This window comes from Nocardia sp. NPDC051900 (genome assembly GCF_044452545.1).
GTDB lineage: Bacteria > Actinomycetota > Actinomycetes > Mycobacteriales > Mycobacteriaceae > Nocardia > Nocardia sichangensis.
The window spans coordinates 97,287-119,635 of record NZ_JBITBU010000009.1 but is presented as its reverse complement, the minus strand read 5'-3'; the positions used below and the strand labels follow the sequence as shown (position 1 = coordinate 119,635).

General features: G+C 70.1%; 19 protein-coding genes. 9 read left to right on the top strand and 10 right to left on the bottom strand.

What is annotated here, in order from left to right:
- Positions 1-13: 13 nt before the first annotated feature.
- Positions 14-1,030, bottom strand: a complete 1,017-nt coding sequence (gene zapE / locus ACIA5H_RS17195) for a cell division protein ZapE (RefSeq protein ID WP_397076754.1) — start codon at positions 1,028-1,030, stop codon at positions 14-16.
- A 17-nt stretch (positions 1,031-1,047) separates the two neighbouring features.
- Between zapE and ACIA5H_RS17190 the strand changes: the two genes are divergently transcribed.
- The 4 genes from ACIA5H_RS17190 (at position 1,048) to msrB (ending at position 5,272) form a co-directional block, all read left to right on the top strand.
- The gene (locus tag ACIA5H_RS17190; RefSeq protein ID WP_355070408.1) at positions 1,048-1,827 is read left to right on the top strand and encodes a pyrimidine reductase family protein; all 780 of its coding nucleotides are present in this window, start codon (positions 1,048-1,050) and stop codon (positions 1,825-1,827) included.
- A 31-nt stretch (positions 1,828-1,858) separates the two neighbouring features.
- Positions 1,859-3,415 carry an alpha/beta hydrolase gene (locus ACIA5H_RS17185; RefSeq protein WP_397076753.1) on the top strand — a complete coding sequence of 519 codons (1,557 nt, stop codon included), beginning with the start codon at positions 1,859-1,861 and terminating at the stop codon, positions 3,413-3,415.
- Between the two features lie 82 nt (positions 3,416-3,497).
- Complete coding sequence (locus ACIA5H_RS17180; protein ID WP_397076752.1) at positions 3,498-4,832, top strand: glycosyltransferase family 87 protein; 1,335 nt, start codon at positions 3,498-3,500, stop codon at positions 4,830-4,832.
- Positions 4,829-5,272 carry a peptide-methionine (R)-S-oxide reductase MsrB gene (msrB, locus tag ACIA5H_RS17175; RefSeq protein ID WP_356961594.1) on the top strand — a complete coding sequence of 148 codons (444 nt, stop codon included), beginning with the start codon at positions 4,829-4,831 and terminating at the stop codon, positions 5,270-5,272. Before ACIA5H_RS17180 ends, msrB begins: the two co-directional genes overlap by 4 nt.
- 97 nt (positions 5,273-5,369) lie before the next feature.
- Here the strand turns inward: msrB and hemQ are convergent, their stop codons facing one another.
- From hemQ to hemE, 5 genes are all read right to left on the bottom strand, one after another.
- Positions 5,370-6,065: a hydrogen peroxide-dependent heme synthase gene (gene hemQ / locus ACIA5H_RS17170; RefSeq protein WP_355070401.1), complete on the bottom strand. Its 696-nt coding sequence runs from the start codon at positions 6,063-6,065 to the stop codon at positions 5,370-5,372.
- A 4-nt stretch (positions 6,066-6,069) separates the two neighbouring features.
- Positions 6,070-7,314: a globin domain-containing protein gene (locus tag ACIA5H_RS17165; RefSeq protein ID WP_397076751.1), complete on the bottom strand. Its 1,245-nt coding sequence runs from the start codon at positions 7,312-7,314 to the stop codon at positions 6,070-6,072.
- Positions 7,311-7,784 carry an RrF2 family transcriptional regulator gene (locus tag ACIA5H_RS17160; protein WP_379251135.1) on the bottom strand — a complete coding sequence of 158 codons (474 nt, stop codon included), beginning with the start codon at positions 7,782-7,784 and terminating at the stop codon, positions 7,311-7,313. Before ACIA5H_RS17160 ends, ACIA5H_RS17165 begins: the two co-directional genes overlap by 4 nt.
- Before the next feature lie 195 nt (positions 7,785-7,979).
- Positions 7,980-9,341 carry a protoporphyrinogen oxidase gene (locus ACIA5H_RS17155; protein ID WP_397076750.1) on the bottom strand — a complete coding sequence of 454 codons (1,362 nt, stop codon included), beginning with the start codon at positions 9,339-9,341 and terminating at the stop codon, positions 7,980-7,982.
- A gap of 318 nt (positions 9,342-9,659) precedes the next feature.
- The gene (gene hemE / locus ACIA5H_RS17150) at positions 9,660-10,715 is read right to left on the bottom strand and encodes a uroporphyrinogen decarboxylase (protein ID WP_397076749.1); all 1,056 of its coding nucleotides are present in this window, start codon (positions 10,713-10,715) and stop codon (positions 9,660-9,662) included.
- Positions 10,716-10,847: 132 nt separating this feature from the next.
- Between hemE and ACIA5H_RS17145 the strand changes: the two genes are divergently transcribed.
- Both ACIA5H_RS17145 and ACIA5H_RS17140 read left to right on the top strand, forming a co-directional pair.
- Positions 10,848-11,486 carry a DUF3000 domain-containing protein gene (locus tag ACIA5H_RS17145; RefSeq protein WP_084823786.1) on the top strand — a complete coding sequence of 213 codons (639 nt, stop codon included), beginning with the start codon at positions 10,848-10,850 and terminating at the stop codon, positions 11,484-11,486.
- A gap of 137 nt (positions 11,487-11,623) precedes the next feature.
- Positions 11,624-12,862: an HRDC domain-containing protein gene (locus tag ACIA5H_RS17140; protein ID WP_397076748.1), complete on the top strand. Its 1,239-nt coding sequence runs from the start codon at positions 11,624-11,626 to the stop codon at positions 12,860-12,862.
- A gap of 34 nt (positions 12,863-12,896) precedes the next feature.
- On the opposite strand, the gene dxs is transcribed toward ACIA5H_RS17140, so the two are convergent.
- Positions 12,897-14,792 (bottom strand): 1-deoxy-D-xylulose-5-phosphate synthase, encoded by a 1,896-nt coding sequence (gene dxs, locus ACIA5H_RS17135; RefSeq protein ID WP_355070394.1) that lies wholly within the window; start codon positions 14,790-14,792, stop codon positions 12,897-12,899.
- Positions 14,793-14,985: 193 nt separating this feature from the next.
- Here dxs and glsA point away from each other — a divergent pair, with 193 nt between their 5' ends.
- Together glsA and ACIA5H_RS17125 are read left to right on the top strand one after the other, a co-directional pair.
- Complete coding sequence (gene glsA / locus ACIA5H_RS17130; protein ID WP_397076880.1) at positions 14,986-16,803, top strand: glutaminase A; 1,818 nt, start codon at positions 14,986-14,988, stop codon at positions 16,801-16,803.
- Positions 16,804-16,854: 51 nt separating this feature from the next.
- Positions 16,855-17,529, top strand: coding sequence for an SIMPL domain-containing protein (locus ACIA5H_RS17125; protein ID WP_397076747.1), 675 nt, complete (start codon positions 16,855-16,857; stop codon positions 17,527-17,529).
- Positions 17,530-17,544: 15 nt separating this feature from the next.
- Here ACIA5H_RS17125 and ACIA5H_RS17120 read toward each other — a convergent pair whose 3' ends face one another.
- Entirely contained in the window at positions 17,545-17,844 is a 300-nt protein-coding gene (locus tag ACIA5H_RS17120; protein ID WP_379251145.1) for a DUF1330 domain-containing protein, read from the bottom strand.
- Positions 17,845-17,965: 121 nt separating this feature from the next.
- Here ACIA5H_RS17120 and ACIA5H_RS17115 point away from each other — a divergent pair, with 121 nt between their 5' ends.
- Positions 17,966-18,769 carry an enoyl-CoA hydratase gene (locus ACIA5H_RS17115; RefSeq protein ID WP_397076746.1) on the top strand — a complete coding sequence of 268 codons (804 nt, stop codon included), beginning with the start codon at positions 17,966-17,968 and terminating at the stop codon, positions 18,767-18,769.
- A gap of 4 nt (positions 18,770-18,773) precedes the next feature.
- On the opposite strand, the gene ACIA5H_RS17110 is transcribed toward ACIA5H_RS17115, so the two are convergent.
- Together ACIA5H_RS17110 and ACIA5H_RS17105 are read right to left on the bottom strand one after the other, a co-directional pair.
- Positions 18,774-20,195: a class I SAM-dependent RNA methyltransferase gene (locus ACIA5H_RS17110; RefSeq protein WP_397076745.1), complete on the bottom strand. Its 1,422-nt coding sequence runs from the start codon at positions 20,193-20,195 to the stop codon at positions 18,774-18,776.
- Positions 20,196-20,214: 19 nt separating this feature from the next.
- Positions 20,215-22,203: an APC family permease gene (locus tag ACIA5H_RS17105; RefSeq protein ID WP_364425980.1), complete on the bottom strand. Its 1,989-nt coding sequence runs from the start codon at positions 22,201-22,203 to the stop codon at positions 20,215-20,217.
- Positions 22,204-22,349: the final 146 nt, after the last annotated feature.

The window sequence follows — 22,349 nt, the reverse complement described above, 5'->3', positions numbered from 1 at the left end:
CGGGCAGGCAGCGCTAGGCCGCGACCTCGAACCGCGAAAGCGCGAGCAAGCGGGAGATGGCGCGCAGGTACTTCTTGCGGTAGCCGCCCTCCAGCATCTCGGCGGAGAAGATCTCGTCCAGTTTCGCGCCGGACACCGTCACCGGCACGCTCGCGTCGTAGAGCCGGTCGGCCAGCACCACGATGCGCAGCGCCACGGCCTGATCGGTGACCGGATGCACGCCGGAGACGAACACCGACGACACCCCGGAGATCAGCGCGCCGTACTTCGACGGATGCAGGGTGCTGAGGTGCTTCAGCAGCGCGTCGAACTCGTCGAGCGTGGAATTCGGTGTGCTCGCCGCCCGTTCGGCCAGGACCGCGGCGGCGGTGGGCTCCGGCGCGGGGGGCAGATCGCGGTGGCGGTAGTCCGGCCCGTCCACGCGCACCGCCTCGAAGATGGCGCCCAGCTTCTTGATCTCGCGCATGAAATCCTGTGCGGCGAAACGGCCTTCGCCGAGCTGCCCCGGCAAGGTGTTCGACGTGGCCGCGATCGAGACACCGGCCGCGGACAGTTCGGTCAGCAGGCGCGAGACCAGCATCGTGTCGCCGGGATCGTCGAGCTCGAATTCGTCGATGCACAGCACACTGTTGCCCGAGAGCCGCTCGAGGGCATTGGCGAAGCCGAGCGCGCCGACCAGGTTGGTCAGCTCGCCGAACGTACCGAACGACTTGGGCGCGGGCGAGCTGTGGAAGATCGAGGCCAGCAGGTGGGTCTTGCCGACGCCGAATCCGCCGTCCAGATACAAGCCGGCGCCGCTGACCTGCTTCTTCTTACCGAAGAAGTTCTTCTTGCCCGCGGCCTTGCTGATCTTGGCGACCTGCCCGGCGAACTCCTCGGCCTTGCCGACCGCGGCCGCCTGGCTCGGTTCCTTCGGATCGGGAATGTAGGAGGCGAAGCTCACCTCGTCGAACATGGGCGGCGGCACCATTTGGGCGACGAGCTGATCGGCCGGGACCTCCGGGTGACGATCGACGAGGCGTTCTTGCATGGACGAAGCCTAAAGACGTGGTGAGATCTGATTTCATGCAGCGTAGCCAGAATGCGATCCAGCTCACAGCACTCGGCCCGGACGACCTCGCGCAGATGTACGCCTTCCCCGCCGCGCTCGACGCGCCTTGGGTCCGTGCCAATTTCGTCTCCAGCATCGACGGCGCCGCCACCAGCGGCAACCTGACCGAAGGGCTGGGCACCCCGGCCGACCGAACGGTGTTCATGTTGCTGCGCGAACTGGCGGAGGTGATCGTCGTCGGCGCGGGCACGGCGCGCGCGGAGAACTACGGCGGGGCGCGCACCGACCCGGCGCGCCGCCGCGCGTTCCACGAGCGCGGCATCGGCGGGCATCCCGACGGCGCGCCGCCGCCGATCGCGGTCGTCACGGCGAGCGCGGCGATCGATCCCGGCGCGCGCCTGCTCACCGATACCCAGGTGCCGCCGCTGATCATCACGACGACCACCGCGCCCGCCGACCGCAAGCAGCGGCTGGCGGACGCGGGCGCCGAGGTGATCGAAGCGGGTGGCATCGCGGTGACGCCCAGCGGCTTGCTGCGGGTGCTCGCCGAGCGCGGCCTGCTGCGGGTACTCACCGAAGGCGGCCCGCATCTGTTCGGCGAACTGCTGGAGGCGGATGTGGTCGACGAGCTGTGCCTGACCACCGCGCCGCTGCTGGTCGGCGGTGCGGCGCGGCGAATCTCGCTGTCGGCGCACGAATTCCGCGTCCGCATGACGCGCGCGCACGTGTTGCTGGACGACGACGGCACCATGCTCACCCGGTGGGCCCGTCGATGAAAGAACCGTCCGAACCTGGCAGGCTGTAGCAATGCGCTGGACTCGGGCCGCCGTGCTTGCCGCCACCCTCTCGATCGTGACCGCCGGTTGCGGCGCGGGACCGTCGGATCGTCCCGGTGTCGCGGTGCAGCGCCCGCCGGTCGCGGGCACCGCGACCACCTCCGCCGCGCCCGCTCCTCTGCCCAAGGCCGAGCTGCCCAGAACCGACCTCAGCTGGCGCGAGTGCACCCAGCCGACCTTGGATCAGTTCGGACTCGGCCCCGCGCCCGCCGGGTTGGTGCTCGACTGCGCCGAGTACGCCACCCCGATCGACTCGACGGGCACGGTGCTGGGCAGTTTCCGCGCGGCCGCGTTGCGGGCCAGGCTGGCGCAGACCCCGGCCGACGCGCCGCCGCTGGTGCTCACCTCGGGCTCGGATCGCTCCTCCTCCGCCACCCTGGCCGGGTTGGCCGCGGGCCCCGCCTCCGTGCTGCTGGCCGCCCGCCCGATCGTCGCGGTGGACCGGCGCGGCATCGGCGGCTCGCAGCCGATCGATTGCCTGCCCACGGAGATCCGCCGTGGCCTGGCCGACAACGCCCAGTCCGGTCCCGGCGCGGGCGACCCGGTGGCCCGCATGACGAAGTTGAGCCAGGACGGCACCATCGCCTGCCGCGACTTCCTGCAGCCCTACGAAGGCACCTTCGACGCGCCGCACGCCGCCGACGACATCGAGCAGTTGCGCAGGCAATGGCAGGTGGACCACATCGCGCTGCTGGGCACGGGCAACGGCGCGAAGGTCGCGCTCAGCTACGCCCGCAAGTACGGCGATCACGTCGCCAGGCTGGTGCTCGACTCCCCGGAACCGGTCGGCACCGACGCCGTGACCCGCGCCGAACAAGCCGTGCAGGGCGCCGAGGCGGCGCTGACGGCCTTCGCGCAGCGTTGCGTCGGCGTCGGCTGCTCACTCGGGGCCGATCCGCGCGCTGCGGTCACCGATCTGGTGAACCGTGCCGCGGGCGGCGAACTCGGCGACATCTCGGCGAACGCGTTGCTGACCGCGGTGTCGGGCTTCCTCGGCAGCCCGCGCGCCGACCAGGCCTCTCGGGTCACCGAGCTGTCCGACACGCTGGCCGCGGCCGGACGCAGCGACCGCGGGCCGCTGAGCAACCTGATCAGGCAGGAGGCCGCGGCAACCGCGAGCGACGGCCAGTTCGTCAACCGCTGCACCGACACACAGCTGCCACCGACGCCGGCCAAAGCGAACGAACTCGCGAGCACATGGGCGGGCAAGTATCCGGTTTTCGGCAAGGCGGCGGCCATCGGCCTGATGGAGTGCGCTGCCTGGCCGGTGTCGACCGCGCCTCCGCTGCCCGAAAAGCTGGGTATTCCAGTGTTCGTGCTGGGCGGGGTGGCCGATCCGGTGGTCGGTAACGGCGGTCAGTCCTCGGTGACCGGCGCGATAGGTTCGGCGGGCGCCCGGCACGCGGCGCTGTCCTGGCAGGGCTTCGGGCATCCGGTATCCACGCATTCCGGCTGCGCGCAGCGGGCGGTGCTCGACTATCTGAAGGACGGCAAACTTCCCGCAGATGGCACCGCATGCCCGGCGTAGCCCGGGCGTGCGGAGCCGTTCGAGCGGCGCGTCCGACAGGTCCGGCCAACCGCCGGTAACCCATCCGGTGTACCGTGCCCCAGTGTTCCTTCGACAGCTCGAGCCCAGGACCGCTCGCACCACCGCCGAGGTGATCAAGTTCGCACTCTGGCCCCTGGCGGTCATGACCGTGCTGAACCGGGTTTTCATCAAGGCTGTCAACGGCTTCATCACCGACGACTACCGGCCTGTCTACCAGGCGTCGTTCGACTTCCTGAACGGGCAGCCGGTCTACACCGCGAACTTCGACTCGGTGGACCCGCACTACCTGTACCCGCCCAGCGGCACCCTGCTGATCGCCCCGGTCGCCGCCATCGACTACGAGAAGTCGCGCTGGCTGTTCATCGCCCTGAACGCGATCGCGATCCTCATCGCCTGGTACCTGCTGCTGCGACTGTTCCGGTACACGCTGAACTCGGTCGCCGCGCCCGCGCTGCTGCTTGCGATATTCTCGTCCGAGACCGTCATCAACACGCTGGTGTTCACCAACGTCAACGGCTGCGTGCTGCTGGCGGAGCTGATCTTCATCCACCTGTTGCTCAAACGGCGCGATCTGTGGGCGGGCGCCGCGCTCGGATTGAGTATCGCGGTCAAACCGACACTGGCTCCGTTGCTTTTGATCGCGCTCGTCCGCGGGCAGTGGAAAGTCTTCGTGACGGCCCTCGGCGTGCCGCTGGCGCTCACTGCGATCGCCTGGCCGCTGGTGAAGGACCCGGAGGAGTTCATCACCCGCACCGCGCCCTACCTCTTCGAATCCCGCGATTACTTCAACAGCGCGATCGTCGGCAACGGCGAGTACTACGGGCTGCCGCCATGGCTGACCTGGGGCATGCGCGTTGGGCTCGGCGTGCTGGTGCTGATCTCGCTGTGGCTGCTGTACCGCTACTACCGCGAGGACGAACTGTTCTTCGTCTGTACCACCTCCGGCGTGCTGCTGACAGCCTTTTTCCTGCTCAGCTCGCTGGGGCAGATGTACTACTCGATGATGCTGTTCCCATTCCTGATGACCGTCGTGCTGCGGAACTCGGTGCTGCGCAACTGGCCGGCCTGGCTGGCGATCTTCGGGTTCATGAGCTACGACAAGTGGCTGTCGGACCGCTGGCAGCACATCGGCCGCAACCTGGAGTACCTGCGCATCACCTTCGGCTGGGGCCTGCTGCTCATCGTCGTGTTCTGCGTGCTCGGCGACCGCTATCTGGCCGCGCGGCGGGAAGGCAGGCTGCCGTTCGGCATCGATCCCGCGTGGATGAGTTCTGCCCCGGACCCGCGCGGCGAACAGCCGCAGCCGCCGGTCGCCGCGGCTCTCCCGGCGGAAACCCACAGGCCACAAAACGGTTCGGCGCCCGCGGAGCAGAATCGTATTAGCGTGGAGCCATGAGTTCCGAAGCCGACACGTCCCTGCCCGCGCCGCGCATCCAGCTCTCGCCGCAGGAATGGCGGTCGAAGCTGAACCCCGAGGAGTACTCGGTGCTGCGCGAGGCGGCTACCGAGCGGCCGTTCACCGGCGAGTACACCGACACCAAAACCGAAGGCGTCTACGTGTGCCGGGCCTGCGGCACCGAACTGTTCCGCAGCACTGAGAAGTTCGACTCGCACTGCGGCTGGCCGTCCTTCTTCGATCCGGCCGCGTCCGACGCGGTGATTCTCCGGTCGGACGACTCGCTCGGCATGCATCGGGTCGAAGTGCTGTGCGCGAACTGCCACAGCCACCTCGGCCACGTGTTCGAGGGCGAGGGGTACAACACGCCCACCGACAAGCGCTACTGCATCAACTCCATCGCCCTGCGACTGCACCCCTCGGACAGCGCAGCGGAGTAACCAGCCCGACGCTCACGGGCAGCGTACGAAGGCCCGGCGCTCGGCGCATGCCCCGAAAACTTCGGGCAAGCGTTTGCCTGCACCGGGGCAGGGCGCGTCAGGGCAGAGCGGCGATCAGCTGCTCGATCTCCACGCGGGGGCCGGTGAAGAACGGGATCTCTTCGCGCACGTGCCGACGGGCGTCGGTGGCCCGCAGGTCACGCATCAGATCGACGATCCGGTGCAATTCGGGCGCCTCGAAGGCCAGGATCCACTCGTAGTCGCCGAGCGCGAACGAACTGACGGTGTTCGCTCGCACGTCCGGGTAGCCACGCGCGGCCTTGCCGTGTTCGGCCAGCATCCGGCGGCGCTCCTCGTCGGGCAGCAGGTACCACTCGTAGGACCGGACGAACGGGTACACGCAGATGTAGGCGCCCGCCTCCTCGCCGGCCAGGAAGGCCGGGATGTGGCTCTTGTTGAACTCGGCGGGGCGGTGCAGCGCCGCGTTGCTCCAGACCGGCGCGCTGGCCCGGCCCAGCTCGGTGGTGCGGCGGAAATCGGCGTACGCGGCTTGCAGGTCCTCGACGCGTTCGGCGTGGGTCCAGATCATGAAATCGGCGTCGGCGCGCATCCCGGCCACGTCGTAGATGCCGCGGACCACGACGTCGCGGTCGGCCAGACCGTCGAAGAACGCCTTGGCCTCCTTGGTCGCCGCGTCCCGGTCCTCGCCCAGCACTCCGGGCTGCACCTGGAAGACCGAGAACATCAGGTAGCGGATGGTGGAGTTGAGAGCCTGATAGTCGAGTCGCGCCATAGCACTATCGTGCCACTCGCTCGGGAGCGCCCGCGTCGCCGGGCGTGAACTGCTCGATGTGCACGCGGGCGTCGGGGATACCGAGGGCGCGCAACTGGCGTTGCATCTCGCCCAGGAACCCGGATGGACCGCAGACGTATACGTCGGCGTCCTCGGGCACGTTCAACACCGAGAGATCGGCCCGGCCGTGCCGGACGCCGGGAGTCGGTTCCTCGTACCAGATTTCGACCTCGGCCCGTTCGAGCCGGGCAGTGAGTCCCAGGAGCCGATCGCGCAGCGGATGGGTGCGCGGCGCACGGTCGGCGTGCACGACCAGCGTGCGACGGCCCGGGTCGTGGGCGGCGAGATAGTCCAGAACGCCGATCGTCGGGGTCACACCGATGCCGGCGGAAATCAGCACCAGCGGTGTCTCCGCCGCGGTATCGAGGACGACGTCACCGAACGGAAGGGTGATCTGCAGTGGGTCACCCGGGCGCAACTGCTCGTGCAGCCAGGAGGACACCTCGCCGGCCGGGCAGCCTGCGGCCGCCTCGACCCGCTTGACGGCGAACGACAGCGCGCCGTCGCGCGGCCTGCCCACCAGGCTGTACTGCCGCAACTGGCGAGCACCGTCGGGAAGCCGGACGCCGACCGAAACATACTGTCCCGGAATGAATCCCGGTAGCTGCGCAGCCGAGTCGGCGGACTCGACGGTGAAGACCGCGACGCCCGAGGGGTCGTCGTCGCGAGCCACGACACGGGCGTCCCGGAACACGTCGCCGGAATCCACGCCCGCCTCGGCGTAGAGCCCCTTCTCCTGATCCATCAGGGTGTCGGCCATCATCCAGTAGACCCGATCCCATGCCGCCGCGACGGCGTCGTCGACCACATCGGCGCCGAGCACTTCCACGATGGCCGCGAACAGGTTTTCGTGCACGATCCGGTACTGCTCCGGAGTCACCCCGAGTGAGGCGTGCTTGTGCGCGATCCGCGACAACATGGTGGCCGGGTGCGGCAATTCGGGGTCGACCAGGTACGTGGCGAAGGTGGCGATAGAGGCGGCCAGCGCCCGCTGCTGACTGCCCTGTGCCTGGTTGCCCCGGTTGAATGTGTCGCGCAGCAGCCGCGGGTGGGCGTCGAACATCGTGCGGTAGAACACGGCCGTGATGCGGTCGAGGTTCGCCGCCACCAGCGGTAGGGTCGCGCGGACGACCTCGGCGTGCCGCGGTTCGAGTTCCGGTTCGGCACGGACGACGCTGTCGAGGTTCATGAAACTTCCTTCATCTGAGGGGTGACACTCGCCGTGGAGCGGACGAGTAAATGCAGCAACCCGGTTGTCGACGAGGTGACCAAATCCTCTATCGAATAACGGTCGAGTTCGGTATAGAAAGCCTTCTTCGCGTCGGCGAGAATTCGGCGCAATCGGCACCCGCCGAGTAACGGACACGGATTCGGTTCCCCGCACTCCACCACGTCGCGGTCGTCTTCCAATTCCCGGACGAGCTCACCCACCGACGCGGCGCGACCTGCCGCGGTGATGAACAATCCGCCGGATCGTCCGCGGTGCGCCTCGACGAGACCCAGTTCGGCCAGCCGCGAAACCGCCTTGGCCACATGCTTTTCGGACGCGCCGACCTGTCGCGCGATGAGTTTGGTGGTGACCCGGGAATTCTTCTCGTCCTCCACCGCGAGCCGCATGATGGTGCGCAAACCGATATCGGTGAAGTGCGAGAGCTGCATGGTGCTCACGGTACCGGCGAATTCCACCGATTCCGCATTCCGGCGGGGTGTCCTTAATTACGCCGATCGGTGCGTATTTTCGTGCGACGCGAATTATCCGACCGGCCGGAACAGTGCCGCATAATTGTGGTCACAGGAAAGCGCGTGCGCGGTGCCGCGACGAATCTCGTCGGTACGGGCACCCCCGGCGAACGGTCAGCGTACGGTGCCCGCACCGACCTCCGCCGCGATGCGCTGTGCGGCGGCCGCGCCGGAGGCGACGCACGCGGGCACACCGACGCCGTGCAGGTACGCGCCCGCCACCGCCAGCCCGTCCAGCGCCGCGACCTCGGCTTCGACGGCCGCGATGCGGGCCGGATGGCCGGGCGCGTACTGGGCGAGGCCACCCGGCCACCGCTGTACGACGGCCTCGACCGGCTCGATCGCGACCCCGGTGACGGTAGCCAGGTCCGCGGTGGCGGCGGCGACGAGTTCGGCGTCGGGCCAGGACAGCGGGGAGTCGTCGCCGAACTTGCCGAAAGAGACGCGGACCAGCGCCGTTTCACGTTGTGCGAGATGTGTCCATTTGCGGCTGGACAGGGTGAAGGCTTTGGCCCGCAGCGGCTCTCCGGTGGCCACCAGGATGCCGGAGTTCTGTGGCAGGGCGGTCTCGCGGGGCAGCGCCAGCGCGACCACCGCCGACGAGGAGAGTTCGACACCGGCCAGTTCCGCTGCGGCGACCGGGGCGACGGCGGCCAGCAGTCGCGCGGTCACCGGCGCCGGAGTGGCGAGCACCACCGCGTCGACGGCGCCGATCGGGTCGACCACCCAACCGCGCAGCCCTCTGGCCAGACGCGTGCCCGGCGTCGTGGTGACGAACCGCGCCCCGGAACGTTCGGCGAGCGCCTCGAGCAGCACCCGGTAGCCGTCCCGGATGCCACCGAAGACCGGCGCGTTCGAGGGCGGCGGCAGCGCGGCGCCGACGGCGGCGGTGAGACTGGGCGCGCCGTCGTCCAGCGCGGCGGCGAGCGTGGGCAGCGCGGCGCGGACACCGATGGAGCGGGAGCTGCCCGCGTACACGCCGCCGAGCAGCGGATCCACGCTGCGCTCGGCGACCTGCGCGCCGAAGCGGTCGGCGACCAGTCGGTAGACGTCGGTGTCGGAGCCGGGCTCCCAGTCCAGCGGCCGGTCGGGTTCGGCGGCGATGCGTGCCAGCGTCTCGGCGTCGACCAGCCCGCGCATCGACTCCGCGTTCGCTGGGACACCCATCAAGGTGCCCTCCGGCAGCGGGTGCGCGGTGCCTGCGGACCACACCAACGGCCGCAGACCCGCCGGGGTCACCAACTGCGACTCGAGCCCGAGTTCCCGCAGCAGCGCGGGTACCTCCGGCCGTCGCCCGACGAACGCCTCCGCGCCGAGATCCAGTGGCTCCCCGCCCAGTTCGCCGGTGTAGAGGATGCCGCCGATCCGTTCGGCGCGATCGAGCACGAGTACGTCGGCATCCGGCCCGAGCGACATCCGCAACCGATACGCGGCCACCAGCCCGCTGATCCCACCGCCGACCACCGCGATACGCATGCCTCGACCGTATCGCGTACCGCGACGGCGGCCGTCCAACGGTAGGCGCCCGGATGACTCGGAACACACTGTGTCCATGATGTCCGCGGCGATGACGGATACGTCGGCCGGACTCGACTCGGCCGATGGGAGCATGAACCGCCTCGGCCGCTCGCGGATGGATGCCGGGCGTCGGCGCGTCGGTACGTGGATCGGCCTGGCGGCCGGTACGTCGACACGGGCGCCGCGACCGTAGTGGGAGGATCCTGACTCAGCGCTCGACGCAGCCGCCGCACCGCTGCGCTCGCTGCCGTGGCGGCCTACCCGCGTTCGCCCGCGCTACAACTCGTGGACGAGTTCCACCAAGGCGGTCAGCACGCCCGGATCGGTGTCCGGAAGCACCCCGTGGCCCAAGTTGAAGATGTGCCCGGCGGCGCCGAGCGTGATCGCCTCGTCCGCTTCGCGCGCGATCCGCCGGACCTGCTTCTCGATCGCTTCCGGTCCGGCGAACAGCACGGCGGGATCGAGGTTGCCCTGCAACGCTTTTCCGGGCCCGACGCGGCGGACGGCCTCGGTGAGCGGCACCCGCCAATCGACGCCGACCACGTCGGCGCCCGCCTCGCTCATGGCGCCGAGCAGCTCGCCGGTCCCCACACCGAAGTGGATGCGCGGCACGCCCGCCTCGGCGATCTCGGCGAACACCCGCTCCGAATGCAGGAGCACGAAATTGCGGTAGTCGGCCAGCGAGAGGGCGCCCGCCCAGGAGTCGAACAATTGCACCGCGTCGATGCCCGCCGCCAACTGCGCCTGCAGGAACGCGATGGTGATGTCGGTGAGCACCCCCAGCAGCTCGTGCCAGGTCTGCGGATCGGCGTACATCATCGCCTTGGTGCGCTCGTGGTTCTTGCTCGGACCGCCCTCGACCAGGTAGGAGGCGAGGGTGAACGGCGCGCCCGCGAACCCGATCAGCGGCGTCTCCCCCAGCGCGTCGACCAGCAGGCGCACGCCGTCGGTCACCGCCCCGACCTCCTCGGGGCGCAGCCGGGGCAGCGCGCGCACGTCATCGACGGTCCGCACCGGCGCGGCGACCACCGGCCCCACGCCCGGCACGATGTCCAGGTCGATCCCCGCCGCTTTCAGCGGAACGACGATGTCGGAGAACAGGATCGCGGCGTCGACGCGGTGCCTGCGAATCGGCTGCAAGGTGATCTCGCACACCAGCTCGGGATCGAAGCAGGATTCGAGCATCCCGATGCCCGCCCGCACCTCGCGGTACTCGGGCAGCGAGCGTCCGGCCTGGCGCATGAACCACACCGGACGCCTGCTGGGCGTCGCGCCGGTAGCGGCGGCCAGGAACGGGGCATCGGTCAACCGGCGGCGGGTATGAGTGCTCATCACGGCTATCGTATGCGGGCCCGGCGGGAGGGGCGGACGCGGAGGCGGCAGCGATGACCGCACTGACGCCGCATGGCCCGTAGCGGCGCGCCTCCGACTGCGCCGGGTGCACAAGGTCTACCGTCAGCATTCGTGACACCGCTCGACTTCCGCGACGGCGCCGCACCGACCGAAGGACCTCATGGCGAGCCAGCTCAGTTTCGCGCCGCGGTCGAGGCGATGGGCACCGCTACCGTGCACCCTCGGATCGAGCTCGCGCCCATCCGGCCCCCGCAACGACTCGCACCGTTCTCCTACGCCATCGGCGCGGAGGTCGCTCATCCGGAAACCCCTGTCGTACCGGCCGATTCCGAAGGCGACGCGTTCGGCAGGCTGATCCTGCTGCACGATCCGGACGGCGACGACACCTGGCACGGCACCTTGCGTCTGGTCGCCTACATCCAGGCCGACATCGACGCCGCGCTCGCCACCGATCCTCTGCTGCCCGAGGTGGCGTGGAGCTGGCTGGTGGACGCGCTGGAGTCGCGCACCGAGCCGTTCACCGCGCTCGGCGGCACGGTGACCTCGACCAGCTCGGTGCGCTATGGGGACATCGCCGGTCCGCCGCGCGCCCATCAGCTGGAGATACGCGCGTCGTGGACGCCGGTCACCACCGACATGCGCCCGCATCTGGAGGCGTTCTGCGAGGTACTGGCCTACGCGGCGGGGTTGCCGCCGGCCGGAGTGACCCAGCTGCAGATCCGGCCCGGCCTGTCCGGCGATCATCCCTGAGCACGCCTGTCGGCGTGCCGTGACCTGCGCCGGAGCCCCTCGTCCTGTGCGCGGGGCGCATCGCGCCCGATTCGCCGACACACTTATGCGCCGATAGGACGGCGGCGCCGTGGCGTCGGCACGTAAAGTTCAACACCATGTCCGTACCAGACGAATCCGAACCCTCGGCCGCGACGCCGCTGCTCGCGCCGGTGGAGGGCGTGCCACCGGTACTGGACACCGCCGCCGAGATCAGCGCAGCCGCCGCCCGGCTGGTCGCGGGCACCGGCCCGCTGGCCGTGGACGCCGAGCGCGCCTCCGGGTTCCGCTATTCGGCGCGCGCGTATCTGATCCAGCTGCGCCGTGCGGGCGCGGGCACGTTCCTCATCGACCCGATCCCGGTCTCCGAAGCCCTCGGCCCGCTGGCCGACGCGATCAACGGGCTGGAGTGGGTCCTGCACTCCGCGGACCAGGATCTTCCCGGCCTGGCCGAACTGGGTTTGCGCCCGGCCCGGCTGTTCGACACCGAACTCGGCGGACGCCTGGCTGGTTTCGAGCGCGTCGGGCTCGCCGCGATGGTGGAGCGGCTGTTGGGCCACGCGCTGCGCAAGGGGCACGGGGCGGCCGACTGGTCCACCCGGCCGCTGCCCGCCGACTGGCTGAACTACGCCGCCCTGGACGTGGAACTGCTGCTCGAACTGCGCGACGCCGTGGCCGACGCACTCGATGCGCAGGGCAAAACGGATTGGGCGATACAGGAATTCGAGCACATTCGCACCTTGGACCCGCCCGCGCCGAAGGCCGAGCGGTGGCGGCGTACCTCGGGCATCCACACCCTGCGCCGCACCAGGCAGCTGGCGGTGGTGCGCGAGCTGTGGACCGCGCGGGACGCGCTGGCCCGTGCCCGCGACGTGGCGCCAGCCCGCATCCTCCCGGACGCCGCGATCATCGCCGCGGCGGCCGCGGAACCCAGGTCCATCGCGCAGTTGCGCACCTTGCCGGTGTTCGGCGGTCCGCGCCAGCGCCGGTACTCCCGCGAATGGCTCGCCGCGATCGAGCGCGGCCGTACGTTGCCCGACAGCGACCTCCCGCCGCTCACCCAGCCGTTCGACGGCCCGCCGCCGGTCAACCGCTGGGAGCGCCGCGACCCGGCCGCGGCGGCGCGCCTGACTCGGGCACGAGCCGCCATGGCCGACCTGTCGGCGCAGCACGCGATCCCGGTGGAGAACCTGCTCGCGCCGGATCTGGTTCGCCGCCTGTGCTGGGACGGACTGCCCGACTACGACGCGGTGGACCCCTCCGCCGTCGACGGATTCCTGAAGTCCGGCGGCGCCCGGCCGTGGCAGCGGGAACTCGACGTCCCGCGACTGGCCGCGGCGTTGCCGCCGTCGGACTAGCGCCCGCTCCGTCGGCTCGCCCGTGGCCGCGGCGTCAGCGAGCGGCCAGCCACCCGCTGATCCGGCGGGCGATGTCCGGGCCGGTGAGGCCGAGTTCGGCGTGGACCTCACCGCGCGAGGCATGGTCCAGGAACTGTTGCGGCACACCGAGATCGCGGGTCGGGATGTCCAGCCCGGAGTTGCGCAGCCGGGCCGACACCGTGGAACCGATGCCGCCGTGCAGGCCACCGTCTTCCAGCGTGACCACGAGCCGGTAGTTCTCCGCGAGTTTCAGCAGCGCGTCGGAGACCGGCAGCACCCAGCGCGGGTCGATGACGGTGACCGAGACGCCTTCGGAATCCAGCAGATTCGCCGCCTCCAGCGCCGTGCCCGCGAACGAGCCCACCGCGACGAGCAGCACGTCGCCGTGCACCGCTTGCACCGATCCGCCGTCCGGCTCGGCCATCCGCAGCACGTCGATGCCGTCCAGCCGTTCCACCGCGGAGATGTCCTCGGCGACACTGCCTTTCGGGAAACGCAGCGCGGTCGGTCCGTCGTTGACGGCCAGCGCCTCGGCCAGTTCCTCCCGCAGCGTCGCGGCGTCGCGCGGCGCGGCGACCCGGATGCCGGGGATGATCCCGAGGACCGACAGATCCCACATGCCGTTGTGGCTGGCGCCGTCGGAGCCGGTGATGCCCGCGCGGTCCAGTACCACGGTGACCGGCTGCTTCAGCAGCGCCACGTCCATCAGCAGCTGGTCGAAGGCGCGATTGAGGAAGGTCGAGTAGATCGCCACCACCGGGTGCATGCCGCCGAGCGCGAGGCCCGCGGCGGAGGCCATGGCGTGCTGTTCGGCGATGCCGACGTCGAACATCCGGTCCGGGAAGCGCTCCCCGAACGCCGCCAGTCCGGTCGGGCCCGGCATCGCCGCGGTGATGGCGACGATGTCGGCGCGGCGCTCGGCGTGCGCGATCAACTCCTCGGAGAACACCGAGGTCCATCCGCGCGCCTTCGGACCCCCGACCGGGACGCCGGTGAGCGGGTCGATGGGATCGCAGGCATGCATCTGGTCGGCGACATGGTTCTCGGCGGGCGCGTAGCCGCGGCCCTTCTGCGTCACCGCGTGCACCACGACGGGGCCGCCGAAGTCTTTGGCCCGGCGCAGCGCGGCCTCGAGCGCGACGACGTCGTGGCCGTCCACCGGCCCGACGTACTTCAGGCCGAGGTCGCTGAACAGTTCCTGGGGGCTGACCGCGTCCTTGATGCCCGCCTTCACCGCGTGCACCATCGAGTACGCCGATTCGCCCACCCTGGGGATGCTCTTGAGGATGCGCTTGCCCGCGTCCAGGGCGTGCTCGTAGGCGGGCTGGGTGCGCAGCGCGGTCAGCCGCTCGGCCAGACCGCCGATGGTGGGCGCGTAGGAGCGGCCGTTGTCGTTCACCACGACGACCACCGGACGGTCGGATGCGGCGATGTTGTTCAGCGCCTCCCAGCACATGCCGCCGGTGAGCGCGCCGTCGCCGACGATCGCGACCACGTGCCGGTCCTGCCCGCTCAGCGCGAACGCCTTCGCCAGGCCGTCCGCGTAGGACAGCGCCGCCGAGGCGTGTGAGGACTCCACCCAGTCGTGCGCGCTCTCGGCCCGGCTCGGGTAGCCGGACAGGCCGCCCTGTTTGCGCAGCGAGTCGAACTGGTCTTTGCGCCCGGTCAGGATCTTGTGCACATAGGCTTGGTGGCCGGTGTCGAAGATCAACGGGTCGGCAGGCGAGTCGAAGATCCGGTGCAGGGCGATGGTGAGTTCGACCACACCGAGGTTCGGGCCGAGGTGCCCGCCGGTCGCGGCGACTTTGCGCACCAGGAACTCGCGGACCTCCTCCGCCAGCTCGCGCACCTGCGGCACGGTCAGCCGGCGCAGATCATCGGGCGTGTCGACCCGGGAAAGCACTCCCACCTGAACTAGCTCCCTCCGGATAGCGCATCTGATCCGATCAGTCTACGGAGCGGCGGCCGGTGCTCCCGCACGAGAACGGTCACACCAACCGACATGGCGTCGAAATGTGAGCCTCGACATACGGTACCCGGCCTAGAGTGACAGGGTGGCCCGGCCCGAGCAAGTGGTCTCCCGGACGATCGAACCCGGCGTGGTGGCACGGATCGTCGACGACGTCCACCGGCGTTGCCGGGACGACCGCTCCGGAACGCTGGCGGACTACATCCCGGAACTCGCCGCAGTGCAACCGGATTCGTTCGCCATCTGCCTGGCCACCGCCGACGGCCGGATCTACAGCGCGGGCGATGTCCGGACCGAATTCACCATCCAGTCCATCTCCAAGCCGTTCACCTACGCCCTCGCGCTGGCCGACCGGGGGCAGGCCGCGGTCGCCGAGCGCATCGACGTCGAGCCCTCCGGTGAGCCGTTCAACGAGATCAGCCTGGATCCGGTGACCGCGCGGCCGCGCAACCCGATGATCAACGCGGGCGCGATCACCGCCGCCTCGCTGATCGACGGCCGCGACCCCGCCGACCGCTTCGAGCGGATCCGGCGCTGCTACTCGAGCTTCGCCGGGCGCGAGCTCACCGTGAACGAGGCGGTCTACGCCTCCGAGGCGCGCACCGGATACCGCAATCGCGCCATCGGCTACATGCTGCGCTCGTTCGGCATCCTCGACGCCGACCCGGACGAGGCGGTCGATCGCTATTTCCGCCAGTGCGCGGTTACCGTGACCTGCGAGGATATGGCCCTGATGGCCGCATCGCTGGCGAACAACGGGCGCAATCCGGTCACCGGAGAGCAGGCGGCCACGGCGGCGCTGACGGAGCAGGTGCTCAGTGTCATGACCACCTGCGGCATGTACAACGCGGCGGGCGACTGGGTGACCACTGTCGGTCTGCCCGCCAAGAGTGGCGTCGGGGGCGGGATCGTGGCGGTGCTGCCCGGCCAGGTCGGGATCGCGGTGTACTCGCCGCGACTGGACGGGCACGGCAACAGCGTGCGCGGCGTGGCCGCCTGCCGTGAGCTGTCGCGGCGACTCGAGCTGCACTTCCTGCACGTGACCCGAGCGGCGCGGGCCGCGATCCGCGCGGCGTACTCGGTGGCCGAGGTGCCGTCGCGGCTACGCCGCCCGACCGAGGAGATCGCGGTGCTCGCCACGCACGGGCATCGCGCGTGTGTCTACGAGCTGCACGGCGACCTGCTGTTCGCGGGCGCGGAGCGCACGGTGCGCACCATCGAGGAGCAGGCGGGCGAGCTGGAAGCGCTGGCCATCGACGTGCGCAGGGTCGGCGAGGTGAGCGCCATCGCGGTGCGGATGATCGACGACCTGCGACTCGAGCAGTTGTCGGCGGGTGTCCGAGTGGCGCTGGTCGATCCCGACGCGCGACTGCGGTCCCCGGATTCCGGCATCGATCCGGACGATCCGAGGGGGCCGGTGTTCATCGATCGCGACACCGCGACCGAGTGGTGCGAGAACATCGTGCTCGCGAACCATCACCCCGCCGGCGAGGCCGCCCGCGCGTCGTTCGGCATCGAGAGTCACCCGGCGTTGGCCGGCCTCGCCGCGAACGAGCGATCCCGCCTGGCGGAGCAGTTCCGGGTGCGCACCTTCGCGCGCGGGGCGGTGATCGCCGAACGCGGCAGCGCGCGCTCGGGTCTCTATCTGATCCTCGACGGCCGCGTGCGCCTGACGGTCGAAGGCACCGACGGACGCACGCACCGGCTGCTCAGCCTGTCGGCCGGGATGTCGTTCGGGGAGATTCCGATGCTGGTCGGAACGCCGTTCGGGAACGAGGTACTGGCGGAGACCGAGACGTGCGTCGCGGTGCTGACCCCCGAACGGTTCGATCGGCTCACCCCGCAAGCGCCCGGGCTGAAGCTCGCGCTGCTCGAACAGCTGGCCGCCGAAGCCTTCGCGCAGATCGACGCGGCGGTGCGGGCGATCGCGGCCCGCGGCGGCGACTACTGAAGCGGGCACGATGGTGCGGTACGGATCGACAGCGATCGACGAGGAGGCTCAGTGGGCACGAACACCGATTCGAAGGCAGGCACCGTCACCACCTACGGACACGGCACCGCCCGCGCCGTCCCCGATCTGATGCGGGTGACGATTTCCGTCGAATCGCGCGCGAGCAAGGTCGCGCTCGCCTACAGCCGGGCCGGTGAGCGCGTGGCCGCGGTCGCGCGATCGCTGCGCTCCGACGGGGTCGACGGCGCGGACATCGCCACCAGCGGACTGTCGGTACAGACCGAGACGGTGTGGACCGAGGGACAGGGCAACCGCATCACGGGATACCTCGCGAGCACATCGCTGACGGTCGCGTTGCGCGATATCGGCGAGCAGGCCGATCCCGGCCCGGGCACGATCATCGCCAACTGCGTCGAGGCGGGCGGTGACGACGTCCGCCTCGGCGGTCTGGCCCTCACCTTCGCCGACCAGGATGCCCTGCTCATCCGTGCCCGCGACGCCGCGTGGGACAACGCCCTCGCCAAGGGCGAGCAGTACGCCCGGCGGGCGCGGCGCTCGCTCGGCGACGTCGTGCAGATCACCGAGGACACCGCCGCCGCGCCTCCGGTTCCGCGCGCACAGGCGATGTCCGCTCCGATGGAGGCCTACCGTGCCGTCGCCATCCCGGTCGAGCTGGGCGAGAGCGAGATCTCCGCGGACGTCCGCGTCACTTGGCAGCTGGACTGACGGCGGCTTGCCGGTTCACGACCCGTGACCGAGACCCCGCACCAGCAGGGTGACCGTGTCCGCTCCGGCGTGCCGATCCTTCGAGATCTCCTCGTACTCCGGCGATTCGGCCCAGGCGCGGAAGGACGGCTCGTCCGGGAAGGAGATCAGCACCACCTTCTCGCGATCGGTGACGCCCTCGATGGTCTGCGGGGACTCGTCCGCGGCCAGCAGCGTCCCGGAGTAGCGGACGAAGACGTCTAGGAAGCGCGCCTGGTAGCGATCGTAGGCGGCGCGGTCGGTGAACTTCAGTTGCGCGATTGCGTACACGGTCATGGCGGTGACTCTAATTGGCGGTCCGGCGACCCGACCCGGATCCGGCGGGTGCCGAGCGCGATTCACCGCTGCGCCGCGTCCGGCGTGCCTATATTGAGGTTGTCACCGCTCGGGAGGTCGCATGTCGTTCGTGCTCATCGACAAACCACGGCCCCATATCGCCCTGGTGACGCTCAATCGGCCCGAACGGATGAACGCGATGGCGTTCGACGTGATGATCCCGCTGCGCGAGACGCTGGAGGGTGTGCGCGCCGACAACGACGTGCGGGTCGTCGTGCTGACCGGGGCGGGACACGGTTTCTGCTCGGGAGCCGACCTGACCGGCGCGGGAAAGGTGCCGAACGTCGACGGGCTGACCGTCACCAGTGTCGCGCGCCGGTCGATGGATCTGCTCAACGACGTGCTGATCACGCTGCGGCGGATGCACCAGCCGGTGATCGCGGCGGTCAACGGCGCGGCCATCGGCGGCGGGCTGTGCCTGGCCGTCGGCGCCGACATCCGGATCGCCGCCGAGGACGCGTACTTCCGCGCCGCGGGCATCAACAACGGCCTCACCTCCGCCGAACTGGGCCTCAGCTATCTGCTGCCCCGCGCGGTCGGCGCGTCGAGGGCGTTCGAGATCATGTTGTCCGGCCGCGACGTCGACGCGACCGAAGCCGAGCGAATCGGCCTGGTATCCCGCACGGTTCCGGCGGCGAAACTGCTGGACACCTGCTATGACCTCGCCGAGCGCATCATCGGCTTCAGCCGGGTAGGCACCGAGCTCACCAAGCGCATGTTGTGGAGCGGCATGGAGGCGGGCGGATTCGAATCGCACATGCAGCACGAGGGCACGGCCCAGTTGTACGTCCGCCTCACCACCGGCAATTTCGACGAAGCGATCCGCGCCCGTAAGGACCGCAGGCCCCCGGTCTACGAGGACTGACCGCTCAACGCTCCAGCAGCGCGAGGCTTTCCACGTGGTGCGTCGCGGGGAAGGCGTCGAAGGCGCGCAGATCGGCGAGCCGGTAGCCCGCCGCCTGATACAGGCCGAGATCGCGGGCGAACGCGGCGGGATCGCAGCCTACGTGGATGATCCGTGTCGGCCCGCTGGCGGTGACCGCGCCGACCACCTCTTTGCCCGCCCCCGCGCGCGGCGGATCGAGCACGACGACGTCCGGGGCGGCCGCACCGACGTGCTCGAGCACCCAGCGCTCCACCCGCTGGGCCCGCAGTTCCACCCAGGGCAGGTCGCGCAACGCGGCGGCGCCGTCCGCGACGGCGGGCCGCGCGGATTCCACCGCGAGCACCACGCCGGTCCGCCCGGCCCGCTCGGCGAGCCGCGCGGCGAACACCCCGGCGCCGCTGTAGAGATCCCACGCCCTGCCGCCGGGACCGAGTTCCGACCATTCCGCGATCAGGTCCGAATACCGTTGCGCCGCACCGTGATGCGCTTGCCAGAAGCCCGTCGCCGCGACCTCCCACCGGCGCCCGGCCACGTACTCGACCGCGCGCCCGCTGCCCTCGAACACCCACTCGTCGCGTGCCGCGTGCGCCGCGGCGCGTCGTGCGGATGCCGCGCGCCGGTCGTCGCTGCGAGCGGACTCCGCGGCGGGCCACTGTGCGCCGCGCCGATCCCGGCCGTGCGGCCGATCGCGGCGACCACCTCCGCCGCCCGCACGCCGATCCCGGCTCCCCGGCTCCGATCGCCGCCCACTCCCGCCGGGACCGCGCCGACCGGGCTCGTGGCCGACCGGTTCGGACTCGGCAGCGGGCGCCAGCTCGACGACGTGCCGTATCCCATCGCCGTCCACCGCGATCACCAGATCGGCGCCGGGCGTCCACCGCCGGTCCGCGATCCCGTCCAAAGCCCCCGCGACCGGTTGCGGGCACCGCAGATCCGTGATCACGTCGGTGCTGCGATAGCGGTGCACGCCCGCACGTCCGTGGGCGTCGACCGCGAGGCGCACGCGGGTGCGCCACCCGCCGATCGCGTCCCCGGGCCCGATCGGCTCCACCACCACTTCCCGCTCGATCCCGGCCAGCCGCCGCAACTGTTCGGTCACCACCGTGGCCTTCAGCGCGCGCTGGGCCACCGGCGTGGCGAAGGAGAAATCGCAGCAGCCCGCGCCACCGGGGCCGGACACCGGACAGCTGGCCCGCACCCGATCCGGGGACGCCTCGAGCACCTCGACCGCGTCGGCACGGCAGAACGAGCCACCGCGATCCTCGGTGACCCGGACCCGCACCAGCTCGCCGGGCAGGCCGTGCCGGACGAACACCACACGTCCCTCGTGCCGTGCGACACAGAAGCCGCCGTGACCCGGCGGCCCGAGCCGCACCTCGAACGTGGCGGTCGGCCGATCGCTCATCCCGAATGCTCCATGGACGTCACATCCGATCCTCGTACCCGCGCCGCACCGCGCCCGGCGCGTTCACCACCCCGGGGGTCCGCGCCCGCGCGGACGAACTCAACTGCCACGGCACGCTGGTCACCATCACGCCCGGCACGAACAGCAGCCTGCCCTTCAACCGCAGCGCGCTCTGGTTGTGCAGCACCTGTTCCCACCAATGGCCCACCACGTACTCCGGGATGAACACGGTCACCACGTCACGCGGGGCGTCCTTGCGCACGCGCTTCACATAGTCCAGCACCGGCTTGGTGATCTCGCGATAGGGCGATTCGATCACCTTGAGCGGCACCGTGATGTCGCTGTTCTCCCACTCCCGCACCAGCGCCCTGGTGTCGGCCTCGTCGACGTTCACCGTCACCGCCTCCAGCGTGTCCGGGCGGCTGGCGCGGGCGTAGGCGAGGGCGCGGCGGGTCGGCAGATGCAGCCGGGAAACCAGCACGATGGAGTGCGAGCGGCTGGGCAGCACACCGTCCCACTCGTGCTCGTCCAGCTCGCGCGCGACCGAATCGTAATGCCTGCGAATCATCTTCATCACGACGAAGATCGCCACCATGGTGAAGATGGCGATGTAGGCGCCCGCGAAGAACTTGGTGATCAGCACGATGACCAGCACCGCTCCGGTCGCGCTGAGACCGACCGCGTTGATCACCCGCGAGCGCTTCATCCGCGCGCGCTGCGCCGGGTCGGTCTCGGTGCGCAGCAAGCGGGTCCAGTGCCGCAGCATGCCGGTCTGGCTGAGCACGAACGAGACGAACACGCCGACGATGTACAGCTGGATCAGCTTGGTCACCTCGGCGCCGAACAGCACCACGAACGCGATGGCCGCGCCGGAGAGGAACAGGATGCCGTTGCTGAACGCCAGCCGATCGCCCCTGGTGTGCAGCTGGCGCGGCAGGTAGCGGTCCTGCGCCAGGATCGAGCCGAGCACGGGGAACCCGTTGAACGCGGTGTTGGCGGCCAGCACCAGGATCAGCGCGGTCACCGTCGTGATGAAGAAGAAGCCGAGCGGGAAACCCTCGAACACGGTCTCGGCGAGCTGCGCGATCAGCGTCTTCTGGTGGTAGTCCGACGGTGCGCCGGTCAGGTCTTCGACGTTGTGCGCGTACACCACCCCGATCTTCTGGGCGAGGATGATGATGCCCATCAGCAACACGATCGCGATCGTGCCCAGCATCAGCAAAGTGGTGGCGGCATTGCGCGACTTGGGTTTGCGGAACGCGGGCACACCGTTGCTGATCGCCTCCACACCGGTCAGCGCGGCACACCCGGAAGAGAACGAGCGCGCGATGAGGAAGGCGAACGCCAGCCCGTAGAGGTGCTCGTGCTCGGCGATCAATCCGAAACCGGCCGATTCGGCCCGCAACTCCTCGCCGAGCACGAAGATCCGGAACAGGCCCCAGCTCAGCATGAGGAACATGCCGATGATGAACGCGTAGGTCGGAATCGCGAACGCCGTGCCGGACTCCCGCACACCGCGCAGATTCATCGCGGTCAACACAGCGATGGCGACGACGGCGAACAGCACTTTGTGTGTCGCGACGAACGGGATGGCCGAGCCGATGTTGGACGCGGCCGAGGAGATCGACACCGCGACGGTGAGCACGTAGTCGACCAGCAGCGCGCTGCCGACGGTCAGGCCCGCGTTCGGCCCCAGATTGGTGGTGGCCACCTCGTAGTCGCCGCCGCCGGACGGGTAGGCGTGCACGTTCTGCCGGTAGCTGGCCACCACGACAGCCATGACGAAGGCGACGGCCAATCCGACCCATGGGGCGTACAGGTAGGCCGTGACCCCGGCGGCCGAAAGAACGAGGAAGATCTCCTCGGGGGCGTAGGCGACCGATGACATGGCATCGGAAGCGAACACCGGGAGCGCGATTCGCTTCGGCAGCAGCGTGTGGCCGAGCGAGTCACTACGGAAAGGCCTGCCCAGCAGCACTCGCTTCGCTGCCGTCGTCAACTTGGACACTGGAGCGAGCATAGGCCCCCGCACGGTGGATCGCGCGCGTGGCTCGCAGGTTTGCTCGCCGGCTGGAGGGGGAACGTGGCCGGTGGAATCATTCGGCGGGTAGCGTTCGACCGAACAGCGAAGCAGACCGAACACCACGGTTCCAG